The sequence below is a fragment of the Clostridium sp. JNZ X4-2 genome (genome assembly GCF_054889485.1).
In genome coordinates this window covers 2,248,850-2,265,339 of record NZ_CM142685.1, presented here as the reverse complement: position 1 = coordinate 2,265,339, position 16,490 = coordinate 2,248,850, and the positions used below count along the sequence as shown (strand labels likewise).

The following is a 16,490-nucleotide window of genomic DNA, read 5'->3' as shown; positions in this document are numbered from 1 at the left end:
TATTGCAGCTGATAATTTAATACCATTTATTTTGATTGTACGAATTAATAAGGTAGATACTTCTGTTATAAGAAGATCTACCTTGAAAAACTTTTTGCTTATTCAGTTTTTATTCCTAATTTTTAAATTCTTCTTCTGTTGGAGCAGTCCGTTTGTTGATGCCAAGAACAAAATAGCCTATAGTAACGATGATGCAGAATACAGCTCCAATCAATAAAGACATTTGCGTTTCGGAGTTAAAACACATACCAATTAAAACTAAGCAAAGATACACTACTACAATATAGTTGCCATATGGGAAAAACTTTGACTTAAAAGGGTGTGCTGCCATTTCGGCTGCATGTTCTTTTCGAAATTTTAATTGACTGATGCACAAAACAAGCCAGGGAACCATACCTGGAAGAACGCTGGCACTATAGATATAAACAAATAATTTAGAATTTGGATAGATATAGTTTAAAACTACACAAAACAGTAAACAAAGCAAAGTTATTTTAATAGCATTTGCTGGTACACCATGTTTGGTTACCTTGCCGAGAAATTTAGGAGCTTGACCATTTCTTGACAAAGTATAAAGCATACGTCCACAGCTGTAAATTCCGCTGTTGCAGCCAGACATTGCAGCTGTCAGCACTACGAAATTTATGATACCAGCAGCAGAGGAAATCCCAATCTTAGCAAATGTCAGAACGAATGGACTGCCAAGAGTACTGATTTGATTCCATGGATAAATAGTTACAATTACAAATATAGCACCAATGTAGAAAATTAATATACGCCAAATTATATTTTTTGTTGCTTTTCTCAATGTGTTTTTTGGATCCTGTGCTTCGCCGGCCGTGATACCGATAAGTTCTACACCTTGATAAGATGCTGTTACCAGACATAAGGCAAATAACCAACCTTTCAAGCCACCAGCGAAGAAGCCGCCGTTTGCTGTAAGATTTGTTAAACCAATGGCTATACCATGATTGCCCAAGCCAAAAAAAATCAAGCCAAATCCCACTAGGAGCATAGCTATAATTGTAACAATCTTAATCAAAGAAAACCAAAATTCAAATTCACCATAGAACTTAACTGAAGTCATATTAGCAGCAGCTATAATACCTACGCCGATTAAGGCCGGAATCCAGGACGGTAAAGTTGGAAACCAATAATTCATATAAATTCCGATGGCAGTAATTTCCGACATGCCTACAGCTATCCACATAAACCAGTAACACCATGCTGTTATATAGCCAGCCCAAGGGCATATGTACTTTTTTGCATAATTTGCAAAGGAACCAGTTAGTGGTTCAAGATAAAGCATTTCTCCCATAATTCGCATAACTACATACATCACCATGCCGGCCACTCCATAAGCCAACAGTACTGATGGCCCAGCCCATTTGATTGTGCTAGCCGATCCCATAAACAGGCCTACACCAATTGTACCGCCTAAAGCAATTAATTCAATATGACGTGCTTTTAGGCCCCGTGATAATTCTTTTTTTTCCACTTAAAATATCTCCCTTCAAGATGTCTATTCTTATCGGTATTATACATTAAAAGGATATAAATTTCAAATTTATCAAAATGAAACTAGGATATCATTATGAAATGAAAATAATCTCATAATGATATATTTTGCACTTTTGAATTGATTTGAGCAATGCAATTTGTGGATATTTTCATATTAAGAGGTATGTAGTGCTGTATTGACAAGATTTCTGTACATATTGATGCTTTTGGCACGAATATTGCTGCTTAAGTTAATTAAAATCACTATACATCAAGTAATTCTTATTTATACTCAGGATGACAATGAGTTTTACATATATGTAGGAAAAAAGATTTAGTATAAAATGAAAAGTTTTTAGATAGGAGGAAATTTGATGGAAACAATTATTCAAGATTACTGGGACAATAGGGCGGATACATACAGTGAAATGATAAATGAGGATATGAACAGTTTCAAGAGAAAGTGCTGGAGTGAAATTATCAGTAATAAAATGGGAAATAGAAAAGATATAAGGGCATTGGATATAGGTACAGGCCCTGGTTTTTTTGCAATAATCATGGCACAGATGGGATATGAAGTAACTGCAGTAGATGGTTCCTGCACAATGATCAAGGAAGCCCGGGAAAACGCAGAAGTGGCAGGAACAAATATAAATTTTATAAAAGGAGATGTGGAAAATCTCAATTTATCTCCAGAGAGGTTTGACTTGATTATAAGCAGAAATGTCACCTGGACATTGAAAAATCCGGTTAGAACCTATGAAAATTGGTTTAAACTTTTAAGGCCAGAGGGGAAGTTAATTATATTTGATGCCAATTGGTATCTGAGATTGTCATGTCCTGAACTTCAGGAGCAATATGTAAAGGATATGGATGAGGCCCTGAAACTGGGCTATGATTGTAAAACCTATGAAAAACAGAGGAAAATATGTGAAGATATTGCAAGGGATCTTCCCTTGACTTATGAATTACGTCCTGCATGGGATGAAAAGGTATTGATGAAGTGTGGGTTTTCAAAGGTTGATCTGGAAAATGATATTTCAGAGAAGATATACACTGAAGAGGAAAAAACGGCCTATAGAAGTACACCTATGTTCAGCATATGTGCCTGTAAATTGTAAACAAGTATACTCATATTGAAGGGCATTACTAAGAAGGGGTGACAAAAACAAGTTGCAGAAATACATATTGAAAAGATTGATATATTTAATTCCGATTTTATTTGGAATTACATTTTTAACATTTGCCCTGACGTATTTTTCACCGGGTGATCCTGCAGTGCTTATGCTAAATGCCACAGGGGTAACTCCTTCTCCGGAACTTGTAGAGAAAGTGAGGGGTGAATTGGGACTTGACAGACCTTTTCTGCTTCAGTATTTTAGCTGGCTGTCCGGTGTGATTAGAGGAGATTTTGGCATTTCCTACAAGTACGATAGGCCGGTGCTGGATTTAATATTCGAGACACTTCCGGCTACTTTTAAACTTGCGGTGATGTCCATGATTCTGATGCTGCTCATAGCACTTCCACTTGGTATTTTATCTGCACTTTATAAAAACAAGCTGGCTGATTATGTAATAAGAACTGTATCATTTTTTGGCATATCCATGCCTGGATTCTGGGTTGGCTTATTGTTAATGTATATATTTTCATTGAAGTTAAAAGTTTTACCGGTTATGGGTGACTCAGGATGGACAAGTATTATACTGCCCTCGGCAACTTTGACTGCTGCAATGGCATCAAAATATACAAGGCAGCTGAGGGCCTCCATACTGGAGGAAATATCCCAGAATTATGTAGTTGGCGCCAAGTCGAGAGGAATTGGTAGATGGTGCATATTGCTGAAGCATGTACTCAAGTGCTCTCTTTTATCAATTATAACTTTGCTGGGTTTGTCTCTTGGATCACTTCTTGGAGGAACAGCTATAGTTGAAACTATTTTTTCCTGGCCAGGAGTGGGGAAACTTGCGGTGGAGGGTATATTTACCAGAGATTATCCGCTAATACAGGGATATGTGGTGTGGATGACATTGATCTATGTATTTGTCAATCTTGCTGTAGATATTTCATACTACATTTTAGATCCTCGTATCCGATTGGAAAAGGGGGCTTGATATGAAGAGATTTGAAACATTTTTAAAGGATAATAAATTGTTTGTATTTCTCTGTATACTGGCATTGACTTTGATTGCGGCAGCTGTCACAGCACCTTTCCTGGCACCTAATGATCCCTTTAAAACCAATATGGCAAATGCTCTTCGGGGAAGAGACGGCAGGTTTCCACTAGGTACGGATAATCTTGGAAGATGCATTTTTTCGAGACTGCTCTATGGAGGTCAGGATTCTCTGAAAATGACTTTCAGTCTTGTTGTATCCGTATTTATAGTTGGCACGGCGGTGGGAACAGCAGCGGGGTATTTTGGAGGACTGGCCGATAATATTATAATGAGATTTTCCGATGTTTTTCTTGCCTTCCCTGGAATTATTTTTGCCATTGCAATTGCAGGAGTGCTTGGACCTAGTTCTATTAATACAGTTATAGCTTTGATTGCAGTAAATTGGGTAAAATATGCCAGGGTGAGCCGGAGCCTGGTCATGGCTGTAAAGGAAAAGGAGTATGTTAAATTGGCAAAAATGGGTGGTGCCAGAGAATATCAACTGATCTTGAAATATGTAGCACCCAATATAATATCACCTCTTGTGGTAATGGCCACCATGGATATAGGTACTATGATGCTTGAAATATCCTCCCTGTCATTTTTGGGACTGGGTCCCCAGCCGCCTACTCCAGAGTGGGGTTATATGCTCAGTGAAGGCAGAAATTATATGCAGACCTCACCAGAGCTTATGATATATCCCGGCATTGCCATATTTATAACCGTCATGATATTTAATTTACTGGGAGATAGTATGAGAGACATACTGGATCCTAAAAAATAACATTGAGGAGGACTTAGTGAAAATGAAAATAAAAAAATATCTAGCAGTTATACTTTCAATGATTTTTTTATGTGCAGGTTTTATAGGGTGTAAAAGTGAGAGGACTGCTGAAAAAAGTGACAATGGACAATCAAAAAATATTGTATTTGGAGTAAATCAGTTTCCCAGCAATCTGGATCCGGCAGAAGGATTCAACGGCTGGTTTGTTTCCATGTATGGTGTAGGAGAGACACTGGTGAAGCTTGATAAAAATATGAAAATAGAACCACTGCTTGCCGATTCATGGAAAAGAGTGAATGACTTGACCTGGAAGTTTCATATTAAAGATGGAGCTAAGTTTCAAGATGGTACACCTGTTAACGGTAAAACTGTAAAGGCTTCTCTGGAAAGGTCACTGAAGTTAAATCCAAGAGCAGAGTCAATATTACTTATAGATTCTATAACAGAAGATGGTCAATATGTTAGTATAAAAACAAAAACCCCCTATGAGGCATTTTTGGGAAACATTGCAGATCCCGTTGCCATAATAGTAAATACCAGTGCTGCAAAGGATACATTTACCAAGGCTCCTGTGTGTACAGGACCTTTTAAAGTTAAATCCTATGTTCCAGATTCAGAAGTGGTGGTGGAAAAGAACAAAAGCTATTGGGGAGATGAAGTCAAGATAGACGGGGCAACTTTCAAGTATATCAAAGATGCCAATACCCGGGCAATGGCGCTTCAGTCAGGAGAAATTGATGCGGCACAGAGTATTTCAAGCCACAACATATCTTTATTTGCTGATAAGTCCAAATACAATATAGATAAGATTACCAGCCTGAGAATAATAATGTCCTATGAAAATCTGAACAATGAATTTTTGAAGGATCCTGCAGTCCGCAAAGCCATAGCTCTGGGAGTGAATAGAGAATCCTATGCCAAAGATGTTTTAAAAGGCACTGCTGAAACTGCAGTTGGACCTTTCCCTAAATCCCTGCCCTTTGGAGAAAAAAAACTTAAGGCATATAAATATGACAAGGATGGGGCAGTCAAACTTTTAAATGATGCAGGATATACGGATACTGACGGAGATGGTATAAGAGAAAAAAATGGGAAAAAGCTGGAATTGAACCTGGCATTTTATACAAGCCGTTCCGAGCTTCCGGTAATTGCACAGGCAATGCAGTCCGAGCTTAAGGAAATGGGCATAGCTGTTAAACTGCAGTCCTATGAATCAGTAGCCAATGTGCTTAAAAGCGGCAGCTTTGATCTCTGCTTGTATAGCGTGAATACTGCAACATCGGGAGATCCACAGTCTTTTCTGGAATTGTATTTCAAGACTGGAGGAAGTGAAAATTATGGTAAATACAGTAATACTGAAGTGGATTCTCTTATTGATAGGCTAAAAAATGAAAAAGATACTCAAAAAAGAAATGATATTGCCATAGATGTAGAGAAAAGATTGCTGGAGGATAATTCCAATATATTTTTAGTTACGCCAATGCTTAATCTGGTAAGCAAGAGTAATGTGAGAGGGCTGACAATGTATCCTGTTGATTATTATCTGCTTAACAGCAGTGTGAGTATAAAATGACAAGTAAAAGTATATTGGATATAAAAAATATATCTATAAAATACGGAGAACAGGCACCTGTGGTGGAAAATTTAAGCATGACAGTTAAAAATAAAGAAATAGTTGGAATTGTAGGTGAAAGCGGCAGTGGAAAATCCACGATTATAAGGGCTGTACTTGGACTTTTGCCTGCAGGAGCAGCTGTTTCCTCAGGAAATATAATTTTTAAAAATGAAGATATTTTCAATTATTCTGAAAGAAAATGGAGAGAAATACGGGGAAACAGAATGGCAGTGATATTTCAGGATTCAGGCGAATTTTTGACTCCTGTAAAAAAAGTAGGGAATCAATTTGTAGAAACTATAAGGAGTCATTTTCGTATTTCAAAAAAAGAGGCTTTTGATAAAGCTGTTTTCATGATAAAAAAAATGGACATGGCAGATGCAGCTGCTGTAATGAATTCATATCCCTTTCAGCTGAGCGGCGGTATGAAACAGAGGGTTGCCATAGCCATGGCCATGGTTATGAAACCTGAACTTCTTCTGGCAGATGAACCTACCAGCGCTTTGGATGTAACTGTTCAGGCCCAGGTTGTGAAGCAGATGGCTGAACTCAGAAAGAATTTTAATACAAGCATAGTGCTGGTTACCCATAACCTGGGAGTAGCAGCTTATATATGCGATAAAATAGGAGTAATGCAGGAAGGAAGGCTGGTGGAGTGGGGAACTAAGGATCAGGTGATAAATAATCCAAGAAACAAGTATACTATGGAATTATTATCGGCGGTACCTGAATTGGAGGGATGCGATTTTGGAGGAAAAGAAGCAGCCTATACTGGAGATTGAAAATCTTACAAAACAATTTGAAATGGAGGATAAAAGAAAGCTGACTGCAGTGAATGATGTTAGTTTGAAATTGTATAGGGGAGAGTGCCTGGGACTGGTTGGAGAAAGCGGCTGCGGTAAAAGTACTCTGGCCGATATGATGGTTCATCTTGAAGAACCTACTTCTGGAAAGATTATTTTTAAAAAGCAGGATATTACAAATTTAAGAGGAGAAAAATTGAGGCAGAACAGGAGGAAAATTCAGATGATATTTCAAAACATCTCTGAGACCTTCAATCCCCGGATGAAGGTCTGGGAAACCATAGTTGAGCCTCTTTTGAATTTTAAACTCATAGATAAGCACAGTGCCCGTAAAAAAGCGGCAAAGCTTCTTGAAACAGTTGGCATGAGTGAAAATTTTGCAGATAGATATCCCCATCAGCTTAGCGGAGGACAGCGGCAGAGAGTGGCAATAGCAAGGGCGGTATCCTTAAAACCTGAAATTATAGTATGTGATGAAGTCACTTCAGCCCTGGATGTTTCCGTACAAAAGCAGGTTCTTTCTCTCCTTGCGGATCTGCAGAGGAAAGAAAAATTGTCCTACATTTTTATCTGTCATGATCTGGCAGTGGTAAAAAATATAAGTCATAGGGTTGTGGTTATGTATCTTGGAAAAATTGTTGAAATTATTGACAGCTGCAAACTCACTTCAAGTGCATGCCATCCTTATACAAAAGCCCTGCTGTCATCCGTGCTGTCTGTTAAAAAAGCTGATAACAGCAGAATAGAAATAATTAAAGGTGAGCCGCCAAGTCCTTCTTGTCTACCTCCAGGATGCAGTTTCAGCTCCAGGTGTGAAAGATGCGGTGATGTATGTTTGAAAGAAAAGCCTGAATTAAAAGTAATAGGAAAAAGTCATTTAGTGGCTTGTCACTTATTTGATAAATAATGTATAGGCTGCGTACATATTAGGGAAGAAAGGAGTTTTGTTTTATGCAAACAGTAAGAGCAGGAAACATGTCTGCTAAAACAGGAGAAAAGATATCAGAATATGTAAATGTGAAAGGAACAGAAATAGACCTTCCGGTTACAATTATTTGCGGGGAAAAAGAGGGAAAAACTGTGTTTATCTCCGGAGGTGTGCATAATGCAGAATATGGAGGAATAGAGACAGCTATCGAGCTGGCCTCTGAGATTTTGCCCTGTCAATTGACGGGAAATCTTTAGGTGGAAGTTTAATCTTTGTATCACCTAGGTGTGGAATCCTGCTGCTTTATATGGCACTTTTGTCTTCGGTATCACTGGTAATATGGTCGGCTTTGTATAAATACAACAAGGTCTGCAGAATAGCTGTATACAGTTTTATGATACCTGTGTTTGGAGTCATATTATCGGCCATTTTACTTGGAGATTCCATATTGAAGGTGAAGACTCCGGGAGCATTGGTTTTAGCCTGTATTGGTATATGGATTGTTAATGGTAATGAAAATTAATATGGAATTATACTCAGAATATCTATTTCTTCATGTAAATATTTATATTTTTATATATATTTGACCAAGAATGCTTGCAAAACATTACTGTAACATTATTTCGTTTTGAGCGCTCTTTTACTATTTCAGCCATGTTGTGTCCTATGTAATCTGTAAGAACCATTACTAAATCCATATTTGATGGAATAATTATTTTTCTGTCACCCTTTTTTCTCCCAGTTACATGTATTATTTTATTAAATCCATTTTCTCTTAACTTGTTTTTTATGCTTGCAATTCTGTCTCCGCCCACTACTAAAATCCCCATTAGTTATACCTCCAATTTGCATTTTATTTTTATAATATAATTAAAAAAGCTATTTTCCTTTAATAAGAAAAATAGCTTTTGATAACAATTTTTTAAAATTAGCATTTTTCTTATCTTTCAAAGTGATCCAATTCACTTTGCAGGAATTAACACCGGTACATATAATATGTCCGGTTGTCGGGTTTCAAAGGGCCAGTCCCTCCACCGCTCTTGATAAGAGAACATTATTAAATTATATAAATTTTATTGTACTACAATGTGATTCACAGTGCAAATAAATATTGAAAATTATTTTTACCAATACAGATTTCATGATGTTTAAAATGATGGTGAGGGAAAAGTGGACTAAAGGGATGAATTAGGAATTTTACAAATTCTCATAATAATACTATGAATTTCTATTATATGCTTCTTTGAAATGTATAAACTAATATAGAGGAGATGATATTTATGTCTAGAAGAAATAAAATACTGGTTCCGGAAGCTAGAATTGGTATGGAAAAATTAAAAATAGAAGCAGCCAGGGAACTGGCTGAAAAGAACAGAGATCCTAATGCAGTAAATAATTTTTCCATAGGCGGACAGATGGTTAAAAAAATGGTTGAAAAATATGAAAAAAAATTAAAATAATATTAAAAGCCCGTCCCAAGAGGATAGGGCTTTTTAACTTCATTCAATTTATTTATAAATGTGAATCAAGTCAGCTGGAAAATAATTTTGATTTTTCAGTTACCTTCCATTGTTTTTTCAATGTTTAAAATAAAATCACTGGCTTTTATATCTAAACTTTTGCAGATTCTAAAAATGATATTTAAAGTAGGATTTCGCTTCTGGCGCTCGATCATGCTTATATAAGTTCTATCAATATTACATTTGTGAGCAAGATCTTCCTGTGATAATCCACATTTTATTCTGCGGTTTTTTAAAGTTATAGCAAGTGCACTTTCTAATGTCACGTAAACCACCTCTCAAATTTAATTTTAAAAAAAATGTTGCAAATTGTCATCATACTATAGTCTACAGCAGAGAATTTTTGTGATATAATTTAAAAGTGTTTTGAATTATAAGCTTTAATTTGTTATTTATTAAGAAAGGCGGTTTGAAATTTACGTGATGGATGATAAGGTAAACGATTTAAGAGAGAGATTGCATAAATTAATTGAGGAAAAGGCAGATTACAGGGAAATATTAAAGGTAAGCCAAAAATTAGATAAATATATAAATCAAGTCCTGAAAAGTACAAGCAGTTAATTATATAAAAAAGCGGAGATCTGCCTTTTTTGAGGTATAGGCAGATAGTGAATGTACTGGATTCAGCAGCAGGCAGCGGACTTGTCAAAAATAATGTTAAAATAGTGAAAGGCCTCATCTCAAAAAGATGGGGCTATATTTCAAATATAATATCTTAATCAAATCTTAATGGGTTTGATAAGTGTTTCTTTAAAAATAAATACTACAATTTAATTATAATGAAAATTAAAAAAATAAGGAGATATTTTACATGAAGAAAAAATATAAAATTTTAATTATAGTATTTATATTGTTTATTGTGGGTATGGTATCTTTAAATGTATTGAGAAAGCCCAACACGGCATTAAATAAAGGAACTGCTGGAATTGCTGTAAAAGTGACGCCAGCAGATTGGAAGGTTAGAAAATTAGATAAACTGCCACAGTTAACCTCAAGTTTTAAAAACAGTAAAGTAATGGATTTACGTTCAAAGGATCTATCAGAAGCTGATATTGGTGGGAAGGAAAAAGAACTTTTAAATTCAAGTTTTGATAGTAAAACAAAATGGCCCCAAAATATCACATCAGTTTTTTTACCTGAAAAAATTATGTCATTAGGGAAAAATCCAGGACTTGGGATAAGGACTGTCCATAATTTGGGAGTAAATGGGAAAAATATTGGTATTGCAATAATAGATCAGCGTCTTCTTGTAAATCATGATGAATATAAAGATAATGTAAAATCTTATGAAGAGCTCCATTGTGGACGTGAGACTTCAATGCATGGAGCTGCAGTAGCTTCAATAGCTGTTGGTAAAAAAACGGGTATTGCTCCAAAATCTGATTTGTATTATATAGGGCAAGATCCTATTGATATATGCCAAAAATCAAAAGCCAATTTTAATTACACTGCTCATGCCATAAACAGAATAATAGAACTCAATAAAAAATTACCTCGAGGTAAAAAGATAAGGGTTATTTCCATTTCAATAGGATGGGGCTCAAGAGATGTGGGTTATAATGAAGTGGTAAAAGCGGTGGACAGGGCCAAAGAAGAAAATATATTTGTAGTTTCATCATCACTTAAAGATACTTATGGATTTAAATTTAATGGGCTTGGAAGAAACCCTCTGTCTGATCCTGATGCTTCTTCATCTTATACTCCAGGTTTATTCTGGCAGAACGAATATTATGAAGGAAAATATAATTTGAATAATACATTGCTTATTCCCATGGATTCAAGATGTACAGCAAGTCCAACAGGATACAAGGATTATGTTTTCTACAGGGAGGGTGGTTGGAGTTGGTCAATTCCTTATATAGCGGGTATTTATGCTCTTTCTTGTGAAGTGAAGCCGAGTATAACTCCCGATGAATTTTGGAGGACAGCACTAAAAACCGGAAGTACCGTTAAATTTGGTAAAAATAGTAAATTATGTAGTTCAGCTAAGATAATTAATCCGCTAAAATTGATTCAAAGTTTAAAAAACAATTCATGAGAATTTTCTATGTTATAATCCTGATAAATAAATTCAGTAGATAAATTTACAAAAACATATTGACAAAGGCAGAATTATTGCTAAAATAAAATTAGCACTCAAGTGATATAAGTGCTAACAAAAAACATTTAAATACTTATCAACTCAAGTATTATTTAAGTTAATACATATTAGATATATTAGATATAATTGAATTGAAAGGAAATGATAGAATGGCTGTAAAAGAATTTAAGGCAGAATCAAAAAGACTGCTTGATTTAATGGTTAACTCAATTTACACAAATAAAGAAATATTTTTAAGGGAACTTATATCAAATGCCAGTGATGCAATTGACAAGAGTTATTATAGGTCACTTGTTGACGAAAATGTCAGTTTCAACAAGGATGATTTCTATATCAGAATTACTGCGGATAAAGAAAAAAGAACACTTGCAATTACCGATACAGGTATAGGTATGACAGAGGAGGAACTTGAAAATAATCTTGGAACTATTGCAGAAAGCGGTTCTTTTGCATTTAAAAGTCAAAATGATATAAAAGACGGAGTGGATATCATAGGTCAATTTGGAGTTGGATTTTATTCTGCTTTCATGGTATCTGATGTAGTAACTGTAAAAAGTCGTTCCATTAATTCGGATAAGGCATATAAATGGGAATCAAAAGGTGCAGATGGATATAATATTGAGCCTTGTGAAAAGGAAACCGCAGGTACTGAAATTATATTAAAGATTAAAGAAAATACTGAAGATGAAAAGTATGATCAGTTTCTAGATGAATATAAAATCAAATCATTGGTTAAAAAGTATTCTGATTTTATAAAGTATCCAATTAAGATGATGGTAAAGAAAAGCAGACCTAAAAAGGATAATGACAAGGAGCAGGAAGATTATTTTGAGGATGAAACTTTAAATAGTATGGTACCTATCTGGAGAAAAAATAAAAATGAATTGAAACCTGAGGATTACGATCAATTCTATATGGATAAGCATTTTGGTTATGACAAACCTCTCAGGGTGATACACTCAAGTGTTGAAGGAGTGGTAAGTTATAGAACTTTGCTTTTCATTCCGGCCAGGGCACCTTATGATTTTTATACAAAGGAATTTGAAAAAGGATTGGAGCTTTATTCAAATGGCGTTTTGATAATGGAAAAATGTGCTGACTTATTGCCGGATTATTTTAGCTTTGTGCAGGGTCTTGTGGACTCAGCAGATCTTTCACTTAATATTTCCAGAGAACTTCTTCAGCATGACAGGCAGCTTAAATTTATTGCAAAAAAAATAAAGGATAAAATAAAAGATGAACTTCTTTTGATGTTTAAAAATGATCGAGAGAAATATATTGAATTTTATACCAGCTTTGGAAAACAGCTTAAATATGGAGTTTATTCTGACTTCGGAGCTAACAAGGAAGTGCTGCAGGATTTACTGATGTTTTATTCTTCTACGGAGAAAAAGCTTGTAAGTCTTGATGAATATGTTTCACGTATGAAAGAGGATCAAAAGTATATATACTATGCAGCCGGTGAAAACATAGAAAAAATTGAGAAATTACCTCAAACTGAACTGGTTAAAGATAAGAGTTTTGAAATATTATATTTTACTGATGATGTGGATGAATTTGCAATTAAAATGCTTGCAAAATATAAGGAAAAAGAATTTAAATCTGTTTCCAGCAAAGATTTGGGTTTTGATTCCGATGATAAGGAAAGTAAAAAAGAAACTGAGGAAAACAAGCAGCTGTTTGATTTTATGAAAGAGGTGCTAAAAGATAAAGTTAAAGAGGTCAGGGCATCCAATAGATTGAAAACCCATCCTGTCTGCCTTGCAAATGAAGGGGAAGTGTCTATTGAAATGGAAAAGGTACTTAATATGATGCCAAATAATCAAAATATCAAAGCAGATAAAATCTTGGAAGTAAATACTAACCATGAGATGTTCAAGGCAATTAAAAAAGCATATGCAGAAGATAAAGACAAATTAAAAATGTATTCCAATCTGCTGTATAACCAGGCACTCCTAATTGAAGGACTTCCTGTAGAGGATCCCGTGCAATTTGCAAATGATGTGTGCTGCTTAATTAAATAATTTATAATTCAATGTTACAGGCTTTGCTTTTATGGCAAAGCCTGTATTTTTATACTTTGCAAATAGATAAATAATAAGAAATCTGAATTAAAAAGTTGTTAGGATAATCAAATTATAACAATGAATATAACAATTATCTCACATTTTTAAAATTCTCTAACAAAATGCCATAACTGGTGTCGTAAGATAAAGGTCTATTTAAGTAACTTTAAGGAACTATTGATAGAAAAATAGACAATTGGTATAGTTATTGCTGTGTAAAATGTTAATAGTAACCTGATTGTTTCTATTTACATGAAAACAATTAAATAGTATACTTATATATAGTAGTAAATTTACTTCTATATATTATACATAATAGTATATTTACTACTAAAGAATTAATTAAAATTCCTTCAGGAAAAATAAAAATATTATTTCTATACTAATTAATAGTAGGTATAAATGAGTATGCTGGATAAACCCTTGAAAACGGTTTAAAAAATATTAATTGTTTTTAAGTTATCAATTTTTAAAGCAGATAAAAGGGGGTGATGTGAAAATAAAAAGCTATGTATAAAAATTTTCACTAAAAAACTTTAAAAAGGAGATTGAAAAAAATGATAAAAAAGATTTGTAAATTAATTACTGGATATTTTCCGGTGTGGGTGGTTATAGGTTCAATTTTATCTTTCATATTCCCGGCTCATGTTAAGCCTTTAAGTGCCTATACTGCTTACTATTTAGGAACTGTAATGTTCTGTATGGGTCTTACCATGACAACTGATGATTTTAAACTGGTATTCTCCCGCCCGCTTGATGTACTCTGGGGTGTGGTACCACGTTATCTTATTATGCCTTTTGTTGCATTTGCAATATCAAAACTGCTGCACTTGCCAGCTCCTATAGCTGCCGGACTTATTCTAGTTGGATGTTGTCCTAGTGCTGTTGCTTCAAATCTTATGACATTTTTGTCAAAAGGGGATGAGGCACTTTCAATTACTGTTTCAAGTGTAAACACTGTTCTGGCACCTATTCTCACACCGGCAATTTTCTTGATGCTTGCAGGTTCAATGGTTAAGGTGAATGCAGCATCAATGCTTCTCAGTATTGTAAAAAGCGTGGTTGTTCCCGTTTTCCTGGGAGTATTAATTCGTAGAATTGCGGATAAACCAGTTCAGAAAGTTGTGGAGTTTGTACCCGTAGCATCTACAATTGCACTTATGTTTATTATAACAACAGGTGTTGCTGTCAATGCTGAAAACCTTGCCAGCGTAGCATTCATGGCCTTTTTAGCAGTAGCACTTCATAATGCGACTGGATTATTCCTTGGATATAATGCTGCCCGCAGATTGGGTAAACTCAGCAAACGTAAATCCAAAGCAATTGCATTTGAAATAGGTATGGAAAACTCAGGACTTGCAGTTACTCTGGCTTTAATGAACTTAAATCCTTTAGCTGCTATTCCAGGTGCAATTTTTAGTGCTTGGCATAATGTTACAGGATCTACACTGGCAACTTACTGGGCTAAAAGAGCAGAGAAAGACGATGCTGAAGATGCCAAAGATGCTAAAAATATTGGAACTGAAAATGGTGTAGTTTAGAAAAATTATGCAAGATGGTATTGATAATATAATTTAAAACTGTATTATATACAAAAAGAAAGATTTGTTGGACTTATATAAAAACTTCAAATAGTACAAAGAGTTTACGCAGCTTATGTGAACGATGCGATTTTATGCATAATATAATTGAAATTTATTCTTATAAGGAGGCTTATTATGCTTGATATAAAAATGCCGGTAATTCATAAAATAGTTACTGAAGAAAGTTGCAGCTGTTTATCAGAAAAAGAAATAATTGAGACAGTTAAAAATGGAATAGACAAGGAACTTGCAGGAAAAAATGTTAAGGGAAAAAAAGTGGGTGTACTGGCTGGAAGCAGAGGCATACGGGATATTCAGCTGATTATAAAACATGTTATAATTAATTTAAAGGCACATGGAGCTGATGTAGTGGTTTTACCTGCCATGGGCAGTCATGGGGGTGCAACGGCAGAGGGACAGCGTTCAATTCTGGATCATTATGGTATCAACGAAAAGGAACTTGGAGTTCCAATAGTGTCAAACATGGAAGTGGCAACTATTGATCATATAGGTAACCAGCCGGTATATGTAGATAAAAAGGTGCTGGATCTGGACTATATAGTTCCAGTGAACCGGGTTAAAGCTCATACTGATTTTCATGGTGAACATGAGAGCGGAGTTATAAAAATGCTTGTTATCGGCATAGGAAAACAAGCTCAGGCGGAAGCAGTACACCAGCATGGTGCCAGTGGGCTTAAAAATCTGATTCCCAAAGTAGCTGCAAAAGTATTGGAACATATTCCACTGTTGGCTGCTGTAGCTATTGTTGAAAATAAAAAAGATATGACAGCAGTTGTAGAAGTTTTAAACGCCGAAAATATTTTTGAAAGGGATGCAGAACTTCTCAAACATTCAAAAAAATTATTAGCTAAATTGCCCTTAAACAATTTAGATGTTTTAGTAATTAAAGAAATGGGAAAGAATATTTCTGGTGTTGGAATGGATCCAAATGTAATTGGACGTATGAGAATTAACGGTATACCTGATGACAAGGGTACTGCAAGTAGAATTGTCATACTGGATTTGACAGATGAATCCGAGGGAAATGCTTTGGGAATGGGTATTGCTGATGTAACTACACGCAGACTTTATGATAAAGTTGATATTCAAAAAACTTATATGAATACTATAACATCTGGTTTCTTGGAGCGCTGTTTTATACCGGTAGTAGCTCCTACAGATAAGGAGGCCATTCGAATAGGATTACAAACTTGTGGACGGGCTGTAAATCAGGAAACAGCACGTATTATGCTGATAGACAGCACTCTTGAACTTTCACAGGTATATGTATCTTCGGCACTATTGCCGGAAGTTCCACCTGAATATAAAATTTCTGGAACTGATATTACAAAGGTTTTTGATGAAGAAGGAAATTTAGTTTTGTTTTAAAAAAGTATTAATATGTAAAATCATCCCCCAAGGATGCTGAAGGCGGC

18 protein-coding genes and 1 riboswitch are annotated in these 16,490 nt (G+C 35.1%); of the genes, 15 read left to right on the top strand and 3 right to left on the bottom strand.

The window, feature by feature from the left end:
• Positions 1-115: 115 nt before the first annotated feature.
• Positions 116-1,498 carry an amino acid permease gene (locus ACYUJ6_RS10845; protein WP_461842801.1) on the bottom strand — a complete coding sequence of 461 codons (1,383 nt, stop codon included), beginning with the start codon at positions 1,496-1,498 and terminating at the stop codon, positions 116-118.
• A gap of 376 nt (positions 1,499-1,874) precedes the next feature.
• Between ACYUJ6_RS10845 and ACYUJ6_RS10840 the strand changes: the two genes are divergently transcribed.
• The 8 genes from ACYUJ6_RS10840 to ACYUJ6_RS10805 are packed head-to-tail and all read left to right on the top strand — an operon-like array spanning position 1,875 to position 8,307.
• Positions 1,875-2,621, top strand: a complete 747-nt coding sequence (locus tag ACYUJ6_RS10840; RefSeq protein ID WP_461842800.1) for a class I SAM-dependent methyltransferase — start codon at positions 1,875-1,877, stop codon at positions 2,619-2,621.
• 52 nt (positions 2,622-2,673) lie between these two features.
• On the top strand, positions 2,674-3,612 hold the full coding sequence (gene nikB / locus ACYUJ6_RS10835; protein WP_461842799.1) for a nickel ABC transporter permease: 939 nt from the start codon (positions 2,674-2,676) through the stop codon (positions 3,610-3,612).
• A gap of 1 nt (position 3,613) precedes the next feature.
• Complete coding sequence (nikC, locus tag ACYUJ6_RS10830) at positions 3,614-4,438, top strand: nickel transporter permease (protein ID WP_461842798.1); 825 nt, start codon at positions 3,614-3,616, stop codon at positions 4,436-4,438.
• 22 nt (positions 4,439-4,460) lie between these two features.
• Entirely contained in the window at positions 4,461-6,011 is a 1,551-nt protein-coding gene (locus ACYUJ6_RS10825) for an ABC transporter substrate-binding protein (protein WP_461842797.1), read from the top strand.
• A complete protein-coding gene (locus ACYUJ6_RS10820; protein ID WP_461842796.1) occupies positions 6,008-6,835 on the top strand; it encodes an ABC transporter ATP-binding protein in 828 nt (275 codons plus the stop codon). Before ACYUJ6_RS10825 ends, ACYUJ6_RS10820 begins: the two co-directional genes overlap by 4 nt.
• Positions 6,801-7,763, top strand: a complete 963-nt coding sequence (locus tag ACYUJ6_RS10815; protein WP_461842795.1) for an ABC transporter ATP-binding protein — start codon at positions 6,801-6,803, stop codon at positions 7,761-7,763. The genes ACYUJ6_RS10820 and ACYUJ6_RS10815 overlap by 35 nt, the downstream gene beginning before the upstream one ends.
• 44 nt (positions 7,764-7,807) lie before the next feature.
• Positions 7,808-8,041 (top strand): hypothetical protein, encoded by a 234-nt coding sequence (locus tag ACYUJ6_RS10810; protein ID WP_461842794.1) that lies wholly within the window; start codon positions 7,808-7,810, stop codon positions 8,039-8,041.
• A complete protein-coding gene (locus ACYUJ6_RS10805; RefSeq protein WP_461845491.1) occupies positions 8,017-8,307 on the top strand; it encodes an EamA family transporter in 291 nt (96 codons plus the stop codon). Before ACYUJ6_RS10810 ends, ACYUJ6_RS10805 begins: the two co-directional genes overlap by 25 nt.
• Before the next feature lie 22 nt (positions 8,308-8,329).
• On the opposite strand, the gene ACYUJ6_RS10800 is transcribed toward ACYUJ6_RS10805, so the two are convergent.
• Positions 8,330-8,614, bottom strand: coding sequence for a DUF2325 domain-containing protein (locus ACYUJ6_RS10800; RefSeq protein ID WP_461842793.1), 285 nt, complete (start codon positions 8,612-8,614; stop codon positions 8,330-8,332).
• A 107-nt stretch (positions 8,615-8,721) separates the two neighbouring features.
• A riboswitch (SAM riboswitch) is annotated at positions 8,722-8,834 on the bottom strand.
• Positions 8,835-9,064: 230 nt separating this feature from the next.
• Here ACYUJ6_RS10800 and ACYUJ6_RS10795 point away from each other — a divergent pair.
• On the top strand, positions 9,065-9,244 hold the full coding sequence (locus tag ACYUJ6_RS10795; RefSeq protein ID WP_461842792.1) for a small, acid-soluble spore protein, alpha/beta type: 180 nt from the start codon (positions 9,065-9,067) through the stop codon (positions 9,242-9,244).
• A 95-nt stretch (positions 9,245-9,339) separates the two neighbouring features.
• Here ACYUJ6_RS10795 and ACYUJ6_RS10790 read toward each other — a convergent pair whose 3' ends face one another.
• Positions 9,340-9,570: a helix-turn-helix domain-containing protein gene (locus tag ACYUJ6_RS10790; protein ID WP_461842791.1), complete on the bottom strand. Its 231-nt coding sequence runs from the start codon at positions 9,568-9,570 to the stop codon at positions 9,340-9,342.
• Between the two features lie 157 nt (positions 9,571-9,727).
• Between ACYUJ6_RS10790 and ACYUJ6_RS10785 the strand changes: the two genes are divergently transcribed.
• The 6 genes from ACYUJ6_RS10785 (at position 9,728) to ACYUJ6_RS10760 (ending at position 16,443) form a co-directional block, all read left to right on the top strand.
• Positions 9,728-9,865, top strand: a complete 138-nt coding sequence (locus ACYUJ6_RS10785; protein ID WP_461845490.1) for an aspartyl-phosphate phosphatase Spo0E family protein — start codon at positions 9,728-9,730, stop codon at positions 9,863-9,865.
• A gap of 29 nt (positions 9,866-9,894) precedes the next feature.
• A complete protein-coding gene (locus ACYUJ6_RS10780; protein ID WP_461842790.1) occupies positions 9,895-10,023 on the top strand; it encodes a hypothetical protein in 129 nt (42 codons plus the stop codon).
• Between the two features lie 92 nt (positions 10,024-10,115).
• Positions 10,116-11,342, top strand: coding sequence for a S8 family serine peptidase (locus tag ACYUJ6_RS10775; RefSeq protein ID WP_461842789.1), 1,227 nt, complete (start codon positions 10,116-10,118; stop codon positions 11,340-11,342).
• A gap of 212 nt (positions 11,343-11,554) precedes the next feature.
• On the top strand, positions 11,555-13,429 hold the full coding sequence (htpG, locus tag ACYUJ6_RS10770) for a molecular chaperone HtpG (RefSeq protein WP_461842788.1): 1,875 nt from the start codon (positions 11,555-11,557) through the stop codon (positions 13,427-13,429).
• Between the two features lie 599 nt (positions 13,430-14,028).
• Positions 14,029-15,012 (top strand): bile acid:sodium symporter family protein, encoded by a 984-nt coding sequence (locus ACYUJ6_RS10765; RefSeq protein ID WP_461842787.1) that lies wholly within the window; start codon positions 14,029-14,031, stop codon positions 15,010-15,012.
• Positions 15,013-15,189: 177 nt separating this feature from the next.
• The gene (locus ACYUJ6_RS10760) at positions 15,190-16,443 is read left to right on the top strand and encodes a nickel pincer cofactor-dependent isomerase, group 22 (protein WP_461842786.1); all 1,254 of its coding nucleotides are present in this window, start codon (positions 15,190-15,192) and stop codon (positions 16,441-16,443) included.
• The last annotated feature ends 47 nt before the right edge of the window (positions 16,444-16,490 follow it).

Excerpts from the sequence above, each read along its gene's own strand:
- htpG (WP_461842788.1), top strand. The coding sequence starts at position 11,555 with ATGGCTGTAAAAGAATTTAAGGCAGAATCAAAAAGACTGCTTGATTTA.
- ACYUJ6_RS10795 (WP_461842792.1), top strand. The coding sequence starts at position 9,065 with ATGTCTAGAAGAAATAAAATACTGGTTCCGGAAGCTAGAATTGGTATG.
- ACYUJ6_RS10800 (WP_461842793.1), bottom strand. The coding sequence starts at position 8,614 with ATGGGGATTTTAGTAGTGGGCGGAGACAGAATTGCAAGCATAAAAAAC.
- ACYUJ6_RS10840 (WP_461842800.1), top strand. The coding sequence starts at position 1,875 with ATGGAAACAATTATTCAAGATTACTGGGACAATAGGGCGGATACATAC.
- ACYUJ6_RS10765 (WP_461842787.1), top strand. The coding sequence starts at position 14,029 with ATGATAAAAAAGATTTGTAAATTAATTACTGGATATTTTCCGGTGTGG.
- ACYUJ6_RS10810 (WP_461842794.1), top strand. The coding sequence starts at position 7,808 with ATGCAAACAGTAAGAGCAGGAAACATGTCTGCTAAAACAGGAGAAAAG.
- nikC (WP_461842798.1), top strand. The coding sequence starts at position 3,614 with ATGAAGAGATTTGAAACATTTTTAAAGGATAATAAATTGTTTGTATTT.
- ACYUJ6_RS10760 (WP_461842786.1), top strand. The coding sequence starts at position 15,190 with ATGCTTGATATAAAAATGCCGGTAATTCATAAAATAGTTACTGAAGAA.
- ACYUJ6_RS10785 (WP_461845490.1), top strand. The coding sequence starts at position 9,728 with ATGGATGATAAGGTAAACGATTTAAGAGAGAGATTGCATAAATTAATT.
- ACYUJ6_RS10820 (WP_461842796.1), top strand. The coding sequence starts at position 6,008 with ATGACAAGTAAAAGTATATTGGATATAAAAAATATATCTATAAAATAC.
- ACYUJ6_RS10825 (WP_461842797.1), top strand. The coding sequence starts at position 4,461 with ATGAAAATAAAAAAATATCTAGCAGTTATACTTTCAATGATTTTTTTA.
- ACYUJ6_RS10775 (WP_461842789.1), top strand. The coding sequence starts at position 10,116 with ATGAAGAAAAAATATAAAATTTTAATTATAGTATTTATATTGTTTATT.